General features: G+C 70.5%; 14 protein-coding genes and 1 pseudogene. 7 read left to right on the plus strand and 8 right to left on the minus strand.

What is annotated here, in order from left to right; translation table 11 throughout:
- Positions 1–364 precede the first annotated feature (364 nt).
- Positions 365–1,393 carry a chitinase gene (locus tag CG740_RS12985; RefSeq protein ID WP_100575240.1) on the plus strand — a complete coding sequence of 343 codons (1,029 nt, stop codon included), beginning with the start codon at positions 365–367 and terminating at the stop codon, positions 1,391–1,393.
- A 260-nt stretch (positions 1,394–1,653) separates the two neighbouring features.
- Here the strand turns inward: CG740_RS12985 and CG740_RS12990 are convergent, their stop codons facing one another.
- A complete protein-coding gene (locus CG740_RS12990) occupies positions 1,654–2,721 on the minus strand; it encodes a medium chain dehydrogenase/reductase family protein (RefSeq protein WP_234376223.1) in 1,068 nt (355 codons plus the stop codon).
- Positions 2,722–2,886: 165 nt separating this feature from the next.
- On the opposite strand from CG740_RS12990, the gene CG740_RS12995 reads away from it, so the two are divergent.
- Positions 2,887–3,573 (plus strand): TetR/AcrR family transcriptional regulator, encoded by a 687-nt coding sequence (locus CG740_RS12995; protein WP_100575431.1) that lies wholly within the window; start codon positions 2,887–2,889, stop codon positions 3,571–3,573.
- 123 nt (positions 3,574–3,696) lie between these two features.
- Here CG740_RS12995 and CG740_RS13000 read toward each other — a convergent pair whose 3' ends face one another.
- Complete coding sequence (locus CG740_RS13000) at positions 3,697–5,496, minus strand: AMP-dependent synthetase/ligase (protein WP_100575241.1); 1,800 nt, start codon at positions 5,494–5,496, stop codon at positions 3,697–3,699.
- A 333-nt stretch (positions 5,497–5,829) separates the two neighbouring features.
- Positions 5,830–6,705: a LysR substrate-binding domain-containing protein gene (locus CG740_RS13005; RefSeq protein WP_100575242.1), complete on the minus strand. Its 876-nt coding sequence runs from the start codon at positions 6,703–6,705 to the stop codon at positions 5,830–5,832.
- 279 nt (positions 6,706–6,984) lie between these two features.
- Between CG740_RS13005 and CG740_RS13010 the strand changes: the two genes are divergently transcribed.
- Positions 6,985–8,040 (plus strand): bile acid:sodium symporter family protein, encoded by a 1,056-nt coding sequence (locus CG740_RS13010; protein ID WP_100575243.1) that lies wholly within the window; start codon positions 6,985–6,987, stop codon positions 8,038–8,040.
- Here CG740_RS13010 and CG740_RS13015 read toward each other — a convergent pair.
- Positions 8,037–8,672: a GNAT family N-acetyltransferase gene (locus tag CG740_RS13015; protein WP_100575244.1), complete on the minus strand. Its 636-nt coding sequence runs from the start codon at positions 8,670–8,672 to the stop codon at positions 8,037–8,039. The two genes, CG740_RS13010 and CG740_RS13015, sit on opposite strands and share 4 nt — an antisense overlap.
- Positions 8,673–8,964: 292 nt before the next feature.
- Here CG740_RS13015 and CG740_RS13020 point away from each other — a divergent pair, with 292 nt between their 5' ends.
- Complete coding sequence (locus CG740_RS13020) at positions 8,965–9,498, plus strand: isochorismatase family protein (protein ID WP_100575245.1); 534 nt, start codon at positions 8,965–8,967, stop codon at positions 9,496–9,498.
- Positions 9,499–9,502: 4 nt separating this feature from the next.
- Entirely contained in the window at positions 9,503–9,907 is a 405-nt protein-coding gene (locus CG740_RS13025; RefSeq protein WP_100575246.1) for a (2Fe-2S) ferredoxin domain-containing protein, read from the plus strand.
- Between the two features lie 38 nt (positions 9,908–9,945).
- Here the strand turns inward: CG740_RS13025 and fdhD are convergent, their stop codons facing one another.
- Positions 9,946–10,785, minus strand: a complete 840-nt coding sequence (gene fdhD / locus CG740_RS13030) for a formate dehydrogenase accessory sulfurtransferase FdhD (protein ID WP_100575247.1) — start codon at positions 10,783–10,785, stop codon at positions 9,946–9,948.
- 59 nt (positions 10,786–10,844) lie between these two features.
- Positions 10,845–11,019, minus strand: a pseudogene (locus CG740_RS40875) (2Fe-2S iron-sulfur cluster-binding protein); the annotation flags it as partial.
- Positions 11,020–11,509: 490 nt separating this feature from the next.
- Here CG740_RS40875 and CG740_RS13035 point away from each other — a divergent pair.
- A complete protein-coding gene (locus tag CG740_RS13035) occupies positions 11,510–12,448 on the plus strand; it encodes a beta-ketoacyl-ACP synthase III (protein ID WP_100575432.1) in 939 nt (312 codons plus the stop codon).
- Between the two features lie 148 nt (positions 12,449–12,596).
- Here CG740_RS13035 and CG740_RS13040 read toward each other — a convergent pair whose 3' ends face one another.
- Entirely contained in the window at positions 12,597–13,550 is a 954-nt protein-coding gene (locus CG740_RS13040) for a DUF6891 domain-containing protein (protein WP_100575248.1), read from the minus strand.
- Between the two features lie 141 nt (positions 13,551–13,691).
- Positions 13,692–14,042, minus strand: coding sequence for a hypothetical protein (locus tag CG740_RS13045; protein WP_100575249.1), 351 nt, complete (start codon positions 14,040–14,042; stop codon positions 13,692–13,694).
- Positions 14,043–14,206: 164 nt separating this feature from the next.
- Here CG740_RS13045 and CG740_RS13050 point away from each other — a divergent pair, with 164 nt between their 5' ends.
- Positions 14,207–14,887, plus strand: a complete 681-nt coding sequence (locus CG740_RS13050) for a GntR family transcriptional regulator (RefSeq protein WP_100575250.1) — start codon at positions 14,207–14,209, stop codon at positions 14,885–14,887.
- Positions 14,888–15,241: the final 354 nt, after the last annotated feature.

The following is a 15,241-nucleotide window of genomic DNA, read 5'->3' on the forward strand; positions in this document are numbered from 1 at the left end:
CGTCGGTTGGTACTCCCCAGGTCAACGAACGAGCGGAGCGTCGCATTCCCGACGAGCCGTCCGATTCGAGTCGCTCGGTGTCCGACCCTGGCCCAGGGAGTTTCTCTCCCGCGCCCCGCGCCCTTCCCTGCGCCGGGAACAGCGCCGCACGCGGTTCGCCCCTCCGGAGGGTGTGCGATGCCGACTGCGGTGGCCCTCCGATGCGGCTCCGGCCTTCTTGGCCCAGCTTGGTTCAGCTTGGTCCAAACCATTGACCGTGGCCCGACAAGACGTAACTCTAGGGCAGCTGTCTGAACGCTGAGCACCTATGTGAACCGCAGCTCTGGTCCCGCACGCTCAACTCGCGTGGAAGGAACCCCCCCCCATGAACGCTGACTTGTCCCCGCGCCGACTCGTCCCGGCGCTGACCGCTCTCGGCTGTCTGCTTCTGCCCCTGCTCGCCACGCCTCCCCAGGCCGCCGCCGCGCCTGCCGTTCCCACCGCGGAGGCCGCCCCGGCGGTGGCCGGCACGATGGCGGTCGCCCCGTACGAGTACCTCGGCTGGGGCAACCCGCAGAAGCCGACCGACGTGATGGCAGCTACCGGCGTCAAGTGGTTCACGCTGGCGTTCATCCTGTCCGACGGCGGCTGCAACCCGAAGTGGGACGGCTCGCGAGCCCTGACCGGCGGCTCGGATGAGAGCGCGATCAAATCCATTCGCGGGGCGGGCGGTGACGTGGTCGTCTCGGTCGGCGGCTGGAGCGGCAACAAGCTGGGCGAGAAGTGCTCCAGCGCCTCGGCACTCGCGGGCGCCTACCAGAAGGTGATCGACGCGTACCACCTCAAGGCGCTGGACATCGATATCGAGGACACCGAGTTCTCCAACGCCACGGTGCGGCAGCGGGTGGTGAGCGCGCTCAAGATCGTCAAGACGAACAACCCCGGGATCGTCACATACGTGACCATGGGTACCACCACGAACGGGCCCGACGGCAACGGCAAGGACCTCATCAACAAGGGAGCCGCCGCAGGTCTCGCCAATGACGGCTGGACGATCATGCCCTTCGACTTCCAGGGCCACAGCGGCACCATGGGCTCGGTCACGGTGAGCGCTCTTGAGGGACTCAAGGCGGCCGTGAAGAGTGCCTATGGCTACAGCGACGACGCCGCCTACCGCCACATCGGTGTCTCCTCCATGAACGGCAAGACCGACGAGTCCGACGAGACCGTCTCCACGAACGACTTCCAGACCATCCTCGGCTATGCCAAACAGCACCACATAGCGCGCTTCACCTTCTGGGCGGTCAACCGGGACCGCCAGTGCGGCTCGGGCGGGGATGCCGGAAGTTCGTGCAGCGGGATCGGCCAGTCCCCGTATGCCTTCACCAAAATCGTTGCGCAGTACGCGGGTTGAGGGAAACCGTGGGGGCGGGGTGCGTCCATCCTGCCCCCACACCCGTGATCCGGTTGCCGAGCCCGGTGCCGGGTGGGGCGCGGTGTGACGGGTGCTGCGCCGTGGGGCCGGATGGTGTGGCGAGGGCATCGGCAGCGGTCTGTGTGGTGTCCCTCGCGGTGTCTCGTTGCTTCGGTGTGGGGGAGCACTACGGAAACACTGTGGGGGTGGGGCAGGCGCACCTGTTGGCTGTTGGCTGTTGGCTGTCGGCGTGGTGGCGTCTAGGGGGTCAGGACGACCTTCCCGGCGACCGTGCCGGACTCGGCCAGTCGCAGCGCCTCGGCGGCGTGGACGAGCGGGAGTTGGGCGGCGACCTGGGCGGTGATGTCGCCGCGCTGGAGAGCGGCGAACACCTCGGTGAGGTCGGTGCGCAGCCGAGTCCGGAAGCGGTTCTTGGCCAGGGCCCGCCCGGCCCAGACGTTGAAGAAGTAGGCGTGGCGCCCATTGGGCAGGGAGTTCCACAGCCACACCCGGCCGAGCAGCTTGAGCACTGGCCACTGCTTGGAGCCGGAGTCGTCGCGGGTGGCGGCGCTGCCGTAGGAGACGAGGGTGCCGCCGGGAGCGAGAAGGCGCCAGGAGTCGACGATGCCGCGGCCGCCGACGTGGTCGAACACGGCGTGCACACCCTCGGGCGCGAGTGCGCGAATGCGCGCGGCGACGTCTTCATCGCGGTAGTCGACGGGGTCGACTCCCCGCTCGCGCAGGGCCTCGTGATGACGGCCGGAGGCCGTGCCGATCACGCGTGCGCCCGCGGCCAGGGCGAGCTGGACGAGGACCGAGCCGACTCCGCCGTTGGCGCCGTGCACCACCACGGTCTGCCCCGCCCGGATCCGCGCCTTGCGGTGCAGCATCTGCCAGGCGGTGATGCCGTTGACGACCAGGGTCTCCGCCTCGGCCGCTGCCACCCCTTCGGGTACTCGCACCACATCCGCCGCGTCGATCAGTATGTGGCTGGCCCACCCGCCGACCTTGAGCAGGGCGGCCACTCGGCTGTCGGCGAGTGTCGCGTCGACGCCCTCGCCGACCGCCACCACCGTGCCGACCGCGTCGTAGCCCGGCACGAAGGGGAACGGAGGCTGGTCGTAGTACCGCCCGCGGCGCATCTGCTGCTCGGCGAAGGAGACCCCGGTCGCCTCCATGCGGATGACCACCTGGCCCGGGCCGGCGGGGGGCACGACGCCGTATCGGATCTGGAGCCCCTCCGGCTCGACCCTGCCGGGCAGTACGACCTCGACGAGCCGTTCGGCCTTCGCGTTGTCCAGGGTGCTCGCGGTGCTCAAGCTGTCCACGGTGCTCACGGTGTCCTCCACTGCTTCCCCGACGGTTATGGTTATGTGCTGTCGTGTTCGTTATAAGGTCTAACATACCCACGGGATGGGCGTCAATAACCTTGGTGATAGCCTCTAACTGGAGCTGGTGGCTGTGGTGGCGAGGATGTGGAGAGGTGGCTGGTCGTGGCGGAAACGGGTGGCGGGGGTACCCCGCGGGAGCGGTATCGGGCCCAGGTGCGCGCGGAGATCAAGCAGCATGCGTGGGAGCAGATCGGCACGGCGGGCGCCTCCGCGTTGTCGCTGAACGCGATCGCGAAGCAGATGGGGCTGAGTGGTCCGGCGCTCTACCGGTATTTCGCGGGACGGGACGAACTGATCACCGAGTTGGTCCGGGACGCCTACCGCAGCTTGGCCGACACCCTGCGTGCGGTGGTCGACGGTAAGGCATCCGGAAAGGGCGCCCAGGGCGCGCCGCTCGCCCCCGACCTCGCCAAGCTCGCGCACGCGCTGCGCGGCTGGGCCCTGGAGGATCCCAACCGTTACTTCCTCGTCTACGGCACCCCCGTGCCGGGCTATCACGCGCCCGACGACACCACCGTCATCGCCGACGAGATCATGCGCATGCTCCTCGACGCCTGCATGGCGCTCCCCGGGGATCGCGAACCGGCGCCCTTCGCGGCGCACCTCGCCGAACACCGGCAGTGGGGCGAGGGTCATCCCGCCCCGCCGGCCGTGCTCCACAAGGCGGTGACGTTCTGGACCCGGTTGCACGGCGTGCTGTCCCTGGAAGCCGCGGGCCACTTCAACGGAATGGGCTTCGACCCGGCCCGGCTCTTCGACGCCGAACTCGACGATCTCCTGAACGGCTAGCCCAAATGGCTTGATTCCAGGTCGAGTTGAGGCACAGTCCTCGTTGGACTCGCCGCCGTCCGGCCCGGCCGCCTCATCCCCGTCAGGCCCCGCCGCCCCGGAGTGCCGCTCCGCCCCGCCGCCTCACCGGTACAGCGCGTCCACCTCGGCCTCATACGCCTCCTCGATCGCCCGGCGCTTCAGCTTCAGGGACGGGGTGAGCAGGCCGTGTTCCTCGGTGAACTGGTGGGCCAGTATGCGGAACGTACGGATCGATTCCGCCTGCGAGACCAGGGTGTTGGCGGCCACCACCGCGCGCCGCACCTCGGTCTCCAGGTCGGGGTCGCGGACCAGCTCGGACGGGGTGAGCGGGGGCTTGCCGCGCATGGCGAGCCAGTGGTCGATACCCTCCTGGTCGAGGGTGACCAGGGCCGCGATGTACGGGCGGTCGTTGCCGACCACGATGCACTGGGCGACCAGGGGATGCGCCCGTACCCGTTCCTCCAGGGCGACCGGAGACACGCTCTTGCCGCCCGACGTCACCAGGATCTCCTTCTTGCGCCCGGTGATGGTGAGGTAGCCGTCCTCGTCCAGCGCGCCGATGTCCCCGGTGGACAGCCAGCCCTCCCTCAGCACCGCCTCGGTGGCCTTCGGCTCGTTGAGGTAGCCGGAGAAGATCTGTCCACCGTGGACCCACACCTCTCCGTCGTCGGCGATGTGGACCGTGGTGCCCGGGATGGGCTGGCCGACCGTGCCGTACCGGGTGCGCTCGGGAGGGTTGGCGGTCGCGGCAGCCGTCGACTCGGTCAGACCGTAGCCCTCGTAGACCGTGACGCCGGCGCCCTCGAAGAACAGGCCGAGCCGGCGCCCCATACTGGAGCCGCCCGACATGGCGTGCCGCACCCGCCCGCCCATCGCCTCGCGGACTTTTCCGTACACCGTTTTCTCGAAGAACTGGTGTTGCATGCGCAGTGCCGCCGAGGGGCCGGGGCCGACGCCGAAGGCCTTCTGCTCCATGGCCTCCGCGTACTTGACCGCGATGTCCACGGCCTTGTCGAAGGGGCCGGTCTTCCCCTCGGCCTCGGCTCTGCGCCGGGCCGCGTTGAAGACCTTCTCGAAGATGTAGGGGACCGCGAGGATGAAGGTCGGCCGGAAGGACCGGAGGTCGGGGAGCAGCGCGGACGCGGAGAGGGCGGGCTGGTGCCCCAGTTTCACCCGGCCCCGGATCGCCGCGACCTCCACCATGCGCCCGAACACGTGGGCCAGCGGCAGGAAGAGGAGAGTGGACGCCTCGTCGCCGGGGCGGGAGTGGAACACCGGCTCCCAGCGGGAGATCAGCATGTCGGTCTCGAACATGAAGTTGGCGTGGGTGATCACACACCCTTTGGGGCGTCCTGTGGTGCCCGAGGTGTAGATGACGGTCGCCACCGACTCCGGCGTCACGGCCCGCCGGTGGCGGTGCACCACCTCGTCGTCGATGGACCCGCCCAGACCGAGCAGCCCTTCCAGCGCCCCGGTGTCCAACTGCCACAGCCGTTTCAGGTGGGGGAGGCGATCGACGACCGAGCCGATCGTCATCGAATGGTCCTCGTGCTCCACCACACAGGCCGTGGCCTCGGAGTCGTGCAGCATCCAGAAGACCTGCTCGGCGGAGGACGTCGGATAGATCGGGACCGACTGGGCGCCGATGGTCCACAGGGCGAAGTCGAAGAGTGTCCACTCGTACCGGGTGCGAGCCATGATCGCGACCCGGTCCCCGAAGCGCACACCATCCGCGATCAGCCCCTTGGCGAGGGCGAACACCTGGTCCCGGAACTGGGCCGAGGTCACGTCCTGCCAGTGCCCCGCTCCGTCCTTGCGGCAGAGGGCGATGCGTCGCGGGTCGTCCAGGGCATGGTCGAAGACGGCGTCCGCCAGTCCGCCGACCTGAGGCGCCGCGTCCATGGGTGGGACCGTGAACTCGCGCAATGACCTGCCTCCCTCCGGGGTGGCCACTCCCGGTGGCGCTCCGCACAGCGCGGTGACCGTACCCCACGGGCAAGTGCGGTGGCAGGGGTCTTCTGTAAGTCGAGACGTACGGCGTCTTCACAGGTCAGAGGCCGAAACAGGCCCACATGGGGACTGCTCGGGCGCTCAGCTGACTCAAAGGCAGGCTCTGCGCAAGGCAATCTCCACGGAATCTGTACGCTCCGGTCACCCTCGGCCCACGGCTGCACCGTGTTTGGTCCGGACCACGCTCCGTGGTGAGAGCGCTCTCAGACGGGACCTGCCCTGCGGTCAGCCCGTCCCGCGCCCCCGGTGCAGCCGGTCGCCGCCCGCCAGGATCGCCGAGGCCAGCGCGCCCGCGGCCTCCTGCGCGGCCGAGCCCCTCCGATTGTGCAGCAGGACGAAGTCGACGCCGCCGAGGTCCGGCAGACCCGCCCGGGGCGGCAGCGGGTCGAGGCCGGGCGGGATCAGGCCACGGGTGTGGGCCATCACGCCGAGGCCGGCCCGGGCCGCCGCGATCAGACCGCTGAGGCTGCCGCTCGTACAGGCGATGCGCCAGGAGCGACCGTGCTCCTCCAGGACTTCCAGCGCCCGTGCCCGGGTGATGCCGGGCGGCGGGAACAGGATCAGCGGTACCGGGCGCTCCGCGTCGAGGCGCAGGCCCGGCGCCCCGATCCAGCACAGCTCGTCCGTCCACACCAGTTCGCCGTGGCTGTCGCCGTCCCGCCGCTTGGCGAGCACGAGGTCGAGGCGGCCCGCTTCCAGCCGCCGGTGCAGGGTGCCGGACAGTTCGACCGTCAGCTCCAGATCGACCTCGGGGTGGTCGCGACGGAAGGACTGGAGGATCTCCGGCAGCCGGGTCAGGACGAAGTCCTCGGAGGCGCCGAACCGCAGCCGGCCGCGCAGCCGCGTCCCGGTGAAGTAGTTGGCGGCCCGTTCGTGCGCGGCCAGGATCGTCCGGGCGAAGCCCAGCATCGCCTCGCCGTCCTCCGTCAGCCGCACGCTGTGCGTGTCGCGGCTGAAGAGGAGCCGCCCGGCAGCGTCCTCCAGGCGGCGCACATGCTGGCTCACCGTCGACTGCCGCAGCCCGAGCCGCTGTGCGGCCTGCGTGAAGTTCAAGGTCTGCGCGACGGCGAGGAACGTCCGCAGCTGGGTGGCGTCGTACATCCCTCCACGCTAGCGCTGCCCATCGTGGAACGTGATGACAGTGAGAGTGGTGTACGGGATTCCCGATAGGAGGGGCCGGGAGGACCATGGAGACGGCACGCGTACGTACATGGGGAGCCGACGCCGACCGAGCTCGTAGACGCGCCCCGAGCACGTAAGCAACGCATAGACATCCCGAGCAGGTAAGCAACGCGCGCACACCCTGAGCACGTAAGCAACACCCAGACACCCCGAGCACGTAAGCAACATGCAGACATCCCGAGCACGTAAGTGGAGCACATGAGCCGCCGCCGCACCCCGAAGCTGCCTTCCTGGCTGCCGGTCGATCCGTACATCCTGGCGCTGCTCGGCACGGTGGGGCTCGCTGCCGTGCTGCCCGCGTCCGGGGCGGCTGCCCCGGTGGCCAGTGGTGCCTCGACCGGAGCCGTCGCGCTGCTCTTCTTCCTCTACGGCGCCCGGCTCTCGACCCGCGAGGCGATGGACGGCGTACGCCACTGGCGGCTCCACATCACCGTACTGGCCTGCACGTTCATGGCGTTCCCCCTGCTCGGCCTGGCGGCCAGGGGACTCGTTCCGTTCGTCCTGACGCCGGACCTCTACAACGGTCTGCTCTTCCTGTGTCTGGTGCCGTCCACGATCCAGTCGTCGATCGCGTTCACCTCGATCGCCCGTGGCAATGTGCCCGCCGCGATCTGTGCGGGCTCCTTCTCCAGCATCGCCGGAATCGTGGTCACACCGCTGCTCGCGGCCGGCCTGCTCGGCAACAGCGGGGGCGGCCTCTCGGCGGACTCGCTCCTGAAGATCGTGCTGCAACTGCTCGTGCCGTTCCTGGCCGGCCAGTTCCTGCGACGCTGGGTCGGCGGGTTCCTCGTCCGGCACAAGAAGGTGCTCGGGTACGTGGACCGGGGCTCGATCCTGCTTGTCGTGTACAGCGCGTTCAGCGAGGGCATGGTGCGCGGCATCTGGCACCAGGTGAGCGTGGTCAGGCTCGGCGCACTGCTCTGTGTGGAGGCCGTCCTGCTGGCCGCGATGCTCGCACTGACCTGGTACGGGGCGAAGCGGCTCGGGTTCGACCGGGGCGACCGGATCGCGATCCAGTTCGCCGGGTCGAAGAAGAGCCTGGCCGCCGGACTCCCCATGGCCAGCGTCCTGTTCGGCGCCCAGGCCTCGCTCGCGGTGCTGCCGCTGATGCTGTTCCACCAGATGCAGCTGATGGTCTGCGCGGTGATCGCCAAGCGCCGCGCCCGCGACCCGCTGCCTGAGCCGCGGCCCGCGGAGGCGGACCCGGCTCCCGCCGGGCAGGGCAGCGGCTCGGGCGTACGGGCGGGCAGCTAGGGAACGTCCGTGAGGGCGGGCCGGCCCGGCCGCCGCACCCGGTCCCGGGCCGGCTGCGGCACCTCGTCCCGGGTCAGGTGCCCCACTTGATCCCGGGTCAGCCGCCACACCTGGTCCATGCCGGTCTCGGCCGGGGCGAGGGCCTCCTTGGGGCGGCGCTCGTACGCGGTGAAGCCGAGCCGGGCGGGCACGGCCGCGCTCGGCAGGTTGGCGGCGTCGTGCACGATCTCGACGACATCGACCCCGAGCAGCCGGAAGGCCAGCTCCGTCAGTGTCCGCGTGGTGCGGGTGGCCAGTCCGCGGCCGGTTGCGGACGGATGCAGCCAGTACCCGATCTCGCGCAGACCGTCCTGGTTCTCATCACGCCGGAACAGCCCGCACATCCCGACGATGGCACCGTCGAGGGTGATCGCGTAGGCGTAGGCCGCACCGGTCGCCCACAGTTCGGTGCGCTTGGTCAGGAACTGGGCGGTTCGGTCCCGGCTGTGTTCGGACACCCAGGGCATCCAGGGGCGCAGGTGTTCCAGCGACTCATCGATGACGCGAAACAGCTCCGCGAGGTCCGCCTCACCGGCGAACGCGCGCAGCGCGAGCGTGTCGTCCAGGCTGATGATCCGAGGTGGTGGCTCCATGCGGTGATGATCTTACGAAGGGGCGCTCGGAGGCAATGGGATTCAACGGCTCCAGGCCTCCGCCTCCGATCCCGTGTCCCGTGTCCTGTGCCCTGTGCCCTGTGCCCTGTGCCCCGGGCCCTGTGCCCCGGGCCCCGGGCCCGTGCCCTCGGGCCGCTGCCCCCCCGGCCCCTGGGTTTCCCTCCCGGGGCGGTCCGCCCCGGGCCCTCGTCCTCCCCGTTCGCCGTGCGGGCATGGCCAGAACAGGTCCCCGGTCTCTGGTGTGGATCATCGAGGCCGGTACGGTGCCGCCATGACCGCACTCGAAGGCGAGCCCGCCCTTCTCGACCCCGCGCACACCGCGCTCGTCCTCGTCGATCTGATGGACCGGATCACCGCGCTGCCCCTCGCCCCCCGCTCCGGGGATCAAGTGGTCGCTGTATCAAGGGAGTTGGCGGAGAGATTCCGCGCGGCAGGGTCGACCGTCGTGCTGGTGCGGGTGGAACGGCCCGGAGTTGCCGTGCAGCCGCCCGGCAGTGATCTCGTGGGCGGCCTCGCGCAGGACGGCGACCTGGTCGTGGTGAAGCGCACCGTAGGCGGATTCCACCGGACCGGTCTGCACGAGTCGCTCGCCGAACGCGGCGTCACCACCCTCGTGTTCGGCGGCATCGCCACCAACCTCGGTGTCGAGTCGACGGCCCGCGCCGCCGCCGACCACGGCTATGAGCTGCTGTTCGTCGAGGACGCGATGGCGGCCCTGACCGAGGACGAGCACCGGGCCGCGGTCGCCCTGAACTTCCCGCGCCTCGGCCGCGTCGTCGCCGCGACCGCCGTCGGGTTCGGCTGAGCGCATGCCCAAGTTCTCGATATCCGCAGCCGGTTCACGTCCCTGCACCCTCGTCGTCTGCCGCGGCTGCTGCTGCGGGGACGCCCGCAAGACCCCCGGCACCGATCACGCGCGCCAGTTGGAGCGGCTGCGTGGCGCGGCCGCCGAGTCCGGTGGACGGATCGCCGTACGCACCACCGACTGCCTCGGCCCCTGCGGCCAGGCCAATGTGATCGTGGTGCAGCCGTCCGGCCGGGCCCGCCAGAGCGGGGCCCGCGCGGCCTGGATCGGCTGGGTCCTGGACGACGACGCCACCGACGACATCCTGGCCTGGGCCGAGCAGGGTGGCCCCGGAGTCGCCGAGCCCCCGGCCACCCTCGCCCTCCAGATGATCCCGGCCCCCGCCGAGGCCCGCAGGCGCGCGCGGTAGAGCGGTAGAACGGGAGAGCGGGAGAGCGGGAGAGGGGGTCAGACGCCCGAGTGCAGGGTGATGCGCTCGTCCCCCGCGTACACGTTCATGGAGCTGCCGCGCAGGAAGCCGACCAGCGTCAGGCCCGACTCGACGGCCAGGTCGACGGCCAGCGAGGACGGCGCGGAGACGGCTGCGAGGACCGGGATGCCTGCCATGACCGCCTTCTGGGCGAGCTCGAACGAGGCCCGGCCCGACACGAGCAGGATGCAGTGCGACAGCGGAAGCCGGTCGTCCTGGAGAGCACGGCCGACCAGCTTGTCCACCGCGTTGTGCCGGCCCACGTCCTCGCGTATGTCCAGCAGTTCGCCCTCGGGCGAGAACAGCGCTGCGGCGTGCAGGCCTCCGGTCCGGTCGAAGACCCGCTGCGCCGCGCGCAGCCGGTCGGGGAGGCTCGCGAGCAGTTCGGGCTCCACCCGGACCGGGGGAGTGTCGGCGATCGGGAAGCGGGCCTGGGTACGGACGGCGTCCAGGCTGGCCTTGCCGCACAGGCCGCACGAGGATGTCGTGTACACATTGCGTTCGAGGGTGATGTCGGGGACCTCGACATCCGGCGCGAGCCGTACATCGACCACGTTGTAGGTGTTCTGTCCGTCCGCCGTGGCCCCGGCGCAGTACACGATGGACCGGAGCTCGGACGCGGCGCCGAGCACTCCTTCGCTCACCAGGAACCCGGCGGCGAGCGCGAAGTCGTCGCCGGGGGTGCGCATCGTGATCGCGAGCGGCTTTCCGTTCAGCCGGATCTCCAGCGGCTCCTCGGCCACCAGGGTGTCCGGGCGGGCCGACACCACCCCGTCCCGGATGCGGATGACGCGGCGGCGCTCGGTGACCCGTCCCATGTCTCAGTCCCTCGATCGCTCTCGTTGAACCCGTCGAACTTTTCAGGTTCGCACTCTCGTCAGTTTCGCGTCTGCATGTGCTGGAAGCCGAATCGGCCCATGGTGCAGAGGCTGCCGTGGGTCACCGGGCTGTGGTACGGCGGGCTGACCCATGACGCTCTCATTGTCCTGCACATGGAGGGTGAGGTCGCCGCCGACGTCGCAGCACACGCGCTCGGTGTCGGTGTACGCCGACATGCCCGCCTCGGCGCGCCGCGAGCCTGCGAGGGTGCGGGGGTACGGGGAGTGCGGCGAGGCCGACCGAATCCGAGTGCGGCCTTCGGTGCTTCCTTCCAACTCGCCTGCATCGGCGGTCTGTTCGGGTGTCGGACGTCCGGGCGAGGGGGCGGCGGGCGCGTGCACCGCCCGCAGGGTCGGAACCGGGGGACCGGTGGCCGTCCCGGGGAGGAGGAGGCGCGGTAGATGGAGCGCGGAAGACGGAACCGTAGAGGTCATTCGTCGGCAGAATATTGTCTACAGTATGCGGATGCGCTTCCCGAGGGTTACGACGCGCGTCGCACTCCGCGCGGGCGTCCCGGGGCGAAACGCTGACACAAGGCTCCAAAGGTGCGGCAGTGAATCCTGTTGGATCTCGCGCCCCTGTACCCATCAGTAGCCACGAAGACTGGATGGCTCCGGATGTCAGCAGTAAATGCTCGTACCGAGGGGATCCGCCATGACCGGCATGCGAGGCTCACGTCTTGTCGCAGTCGGGCACTACCAGCCCGCCAAGGTGCTCACCAATGACGACCTCGCCGAGCTGGTCGACACCAGCGACGAATGGATCAGCAGCCGGGTCGGCATCCGTACCCGGCATGTCGCGGGGCCGGACGAGCCCGTGGACGAACTGGCCGCGCACGCCGGAGCGAAGGCGCTGGCCGGCGCGGGCCTGACTCCCGCCGACATCGATCTCGTACTGGTCGCCACCTCCACGGCCACCGACCGTTCCCCGAACACGGCGGCCCGGGTCGCCTCACGCCTCGGCATGGGCTCGCCCGCGGTTCTCGACCTCAATGTGGTCTGCGCCGGATTCACCCACGCCCTGGCCACCGCCGACAGCCTGGTGCGCACCGGGACCGCCAGGCGCGCCCTCGTCATCGGCGCGGACAAGATGACGGCGGTCACCGACTGGAGCGACCGCAGCACCTGCGTCCTGGTCGGCGACGGCGCGGGCGCGGCGGTCGTCGAGGCGAGCGAGGAAGCGTTGATCGGACCGGTGCTCTGGGGTTCGGTGCCGGAGATGGGTCACGCGGTACGGATCGAGGGCAGCCCGCCGGTGTTCGCACAGGAGGGCCAGTCCGTGTACCGCTGGGCCACCACGCAACTGCCGCCCATCGCCCGCCAGGTGTGCGAGCGTGCGGGGCTCACCCCCGAGGATCTCGCCGCGGTGGTGCTCCACCAGGCCAACCTGCGGATCATCGAGCCCGTCGCACGCAAGATCGGCGCCGTGAACGCGGTCATCGCCCGCGATGTCGTCGAATCCGGCAACACCTCGGCGGCCAGCATCCCGATGGCCCTGTCCAAGCTGGTGGAGCGCGGCGAGATCACCACCGGCGACCCGGTCCTCCTCTTCGGCTTCGGCGGCAACCTGTCGTACGCGGGGCAGGTCGTACGCTGCCCGTGACACACCTCGCGGTTGGCCCGCCCGAGCAGGCCAGGGCCGAGGCCGCCGCACTCACGGGGTTCCTGCGGCCCGGCTGCGCTCAACCGCGAGGCCCGGCTGCGCTCAACCGCGCGGCCCGGCTGCGCTCAACCGCGCGGCCCGGCTGCGCTCAACCAGTCAGGCGCTTGCGCCAGTCCAGCGGTGTGAGGTCGAGGGCGCGGCCGGGATCACCGTCCCACTCCACCGACAGGCCGCACCGCTCCACCGCGGCCACCACCTCGCGGCCCACGGACGCGGTGGTCTCCGGCAGACCGTCGAACCCGCCGTAGTGCAGGGTCAGTCCGTGTCCGGAGGCCGCCGCGTCGGTGCTCTGGGCGTGGAAGTACACGAAGCCGCGAGCCCGTGGCGATCCCGCCGCACCGATCTCCGACTGGCCGCAGGAGCGGCAGCAGGTGAAGTTCTCCCGCGCCGTGATGCCCGTCGCCTCCAGCGCGGCGAAGGCCCGGGTGAGCCGCTCGGGGTCGGTCTCGCCCTGCCAGGTGGCCTGTTCGGCGACGCGCTCCAGCCATATGCGGTCCACCAACTGCTGTGCCTGCGCGAGCGATATGGGGTGGACTCCATCGGACACCAGATAGTCCTCGGCCAGCTCCGCGAGCTCCGCCCGCGTCGCATAGCCACCCGTCATGACCTGACGTACGTGGGTTTCGAGCAGCTCCCGGTCCTCATCCGTGAGGTCCAACTCGGGGACGGCGGCCGGAGGTTCGAACTCCATCCGCTCCCACTCAAGCCCCGCGTTCCAGTCCGCGCGGGCGCGGGCCCACCCGGTCATGGCCGCGATCACCGGGTCCGGTGAGCCGAGCGTCGCCCGGAAGTGCCGGTCGTAGGCCCCGTCGCGGTACTCCAGCGTGTAGGACCCCGACCCGGCCCCCGCCCCCGAGCCAATGCCCGTGGCTTCGCTCTCGTGCCACACCTGGACGAACACGTCCGGTCGATCCGGTATCCGCTGGAGCACCAGGAACCGGTCGCCCTCGGCACCGATCTGGCGCACCAGATCGGCGAGTTGAGCTGCCGTGACCGTGCTGTGCCGTCGGCCGTTCTCCGTGTCCACCGTGATCGCGAGCATGTGGCCAACTGTCGCACCCGCCACTGACAACGCCCTCGCAGCAGCCTCCGCACGGACCCCCGTACGGCCCCGGTACGCCCTCCCCGCACGGCCTCCGTAGGTACCCCGTACCGGAGGAACCTCCGGGCCCCGCCACCGGCCTCAGAGCCAGCGCCGGGCCGATTCCACGCTGTCGCCCCCGCTGGTGTTGAACGCGATCGCGGCCCCCGGAGCGTGCCGGCGGACCAGGTTCACCACCAACTCGAAGAAGGTGAGCAGCGGTTCGGGCTTGCGGATGCCGCCACCGATGACGACGACGTCCCACGCCCGCTCGGTCAGCGCGGCCACCACCGTGGACTCGGCCGTGTCGTCCGGCTTGATCAGCGCCATGGACGCCTCGATGCCGTGCGCGGCGAACCGGGCCAGTTCCTCGTCGAGGAGGGCGCGCAGACCGTCCCCGTCGAGGCCGGGGACGGTGTGCGGGTCGAAGCCGAGAATCAGAGTGGAAGCCATGCTCCGAAGGACGTCCGGCCGGGCCGCCGAGTTGCGCCCCGCAGGGACCGGATCAGGCCGGCGAACGTGCTGGGAGGATTGCGCTCGTAGACTGTAGACGATAACCAATCTGCATGGTCGGCCGTACGCCCGTGGTGCAACCCGTGGTGCAAGAGGGGTAGGCGATGGTGTCCGCAGGACTGCCGCAGGGAACCGTGCCCAAGCTGGAGCGGCCCGGGCCGCTGCGTGAGCGCGTCTACGAAGCCCTCCTCGAACTGATCACCACCCGCGCCCTGCGCCCCGGCCAGCACCTGGTCGAGAGCGAACTCGCGGGCCAACTCGGGGTTTCCCGGCAGCCGGTGCGCGAGGCGCTCCAGCGGCTCAATACCGAAGGGTGGGTCGATCTGCGGCCCGCGCAGGGCGCGTTCGTGCACGAGCCCACCGAGGAGGAGGCCGACCAACTGCTCTCGGTGCGTACGGTCCTGGAGGCCGAGGCGGCCCGGCTCGCCGCGGCCAACTCCGGCGCGGCCGGGATCGCGGCCCTGGAGAAGCTGTGCGCCAAGGGCGAGCAGGCCGCCGCGGACGGCGACGTGGACCTGGCGGTGGCGACCAACGCCGAGTTCCACGCCAAGGTCATGGAGCTCGCCGGGAACGTGGTGCTCGCCGAGCTCGCGGGCCAGGTCGACCGACGAGTGCGCTGGTACTACACGCCGGTCGCCCGCCAACGCGGCAAGCAGTCCTGGATCGAGCACCGGGATCTGATCGCCGCGTTCTCGGCGCACGATGAGCGCCGTGCCACGGAGGTCATGCGCGCCCACACCGAGCACACGCGCACGACCTACCACGAGCGGTCCGACCGGGCCTGACCCGACCTGACTGCACCGGGCCGACGCAGGCGCCGACGGGGTGCGGCGTACAGCGTGCGGCGTACGAGACGTGGTGCGGCCGGCTCGGACTGGCCCAGCTCCGGGGCGGCCGTACGTGCAGGGGCCCGCATCACCTCACGGCTATGGAGCCGAGGCCGCCGCCGAACAGGCCGCTCAGCAGCTTGCCGCTCCAGACCAGGTCGTAGTTGGTGGCGCTGCAGAGGTCGCGCCTCGGCCCCAAGCTGCGCACCACCGCCGGACATCGCGCGGCGGGGCCGCGAGTGGCACGGTGGGAAGGGGAACGGGAAGGGGTGGAGCGGTGCGGACGGGGCGGGCGAACGAGCCCCGCTGTAG

The organism is Streptomyces sp. CB01201 (assembly GCF_002803085.1).
Classification (GTDB): Bacteria; Actinomycetota; Actinomycetes; order Streptomycetales; family Streptomycetaceae; genus Streptomyces; species Streptomyces hundungensis.

Bases quoted from the DNA above. Each gene is read 5' to 3' on its own strand.
- CG740_RS12985 (WP_100575240.1), top strand. From the start codon at position 365: ATGAACGCTGACTTGTCCCCGCGCCGACTCGTCCCGGCGCTGACCGCT.
- CG740_RS13050 (WP_100575250.1), top strand. From the start codon at position 14,207: ATGGTGTCCGCAGGACTGCCGCAGGGAACCGTGCCCAAGCTGGAGCGG.
- CG740_RS13005 (WP_100575242.1), bottom strand. From the start codon at position 6,705: ATGTACGACGCCACCCAGCTGCGGACGTTCCTCGCCGTCGCGCAGACC.
- fdhD (WP_100575247.1), bottom strand. From the start codon at position 10,785: ATGGGACGGGTCACCGAGCGCCGCCGCGTCATCCGCATCCGGGACGGG.
- CG740_RS13040 (WP_100575248.1), bottom strand. From the start codon at position 13,550: ATGCTCGCGATCACGGTGGACACGGAGAACGGCCGACGGCACAGCACG.
- CG740_RS13015 (WP_100575244.1), bottom strand. From the start codon at position 8,672: ATGGAGCCACCACCTCGGATCATCAGCCTGGACGACACGCTCGCGCTG.
- CG740_RS13035 (WP_100575432.1), top strand. From the start codon at position 11,510: ATGCGAGGCTCACGTCTTGTCGCAGTCGGGCACTACCAGCCCGCCAAG.
- CG740_RS13010 (WP_100575243.1), top strand. From the start codon at position 6,985: ATGAGCCGCCGCCGCACCCCGAAGCTGCCTTCCTGGCTGCCGGTCGAT.
- CG740_RS13045 (WP_100575249.1), bottom strand. From the start codon at position 14,042: ATGGCTTCCACTCTGATTCTCGGCTTCGACCCGCACACCGTCCCCGGC.
- CG740_RS13000 (WP_100575241.1), bottom strand. From the start codon at position 5,496: ATGGACGCGGCGCCTCAGGTCGGCGGACTGGCGGACGCCGTCTTCGAC.
- CG740_RS13025 (WP_100575246.1), top strand. From the start codon at position 9,503: ATGCCCAAGTTCTCGATATCCGCAGCCGGTTCACGTCCCTGCACCCTC.
- CG740_RS13020 (WP_100575245.1), top strand. From the start codon at position 8,965: ATGACCGCACTCGAAGGCGAGCCCGCCCTTCTCGACCCCGCGCACACC.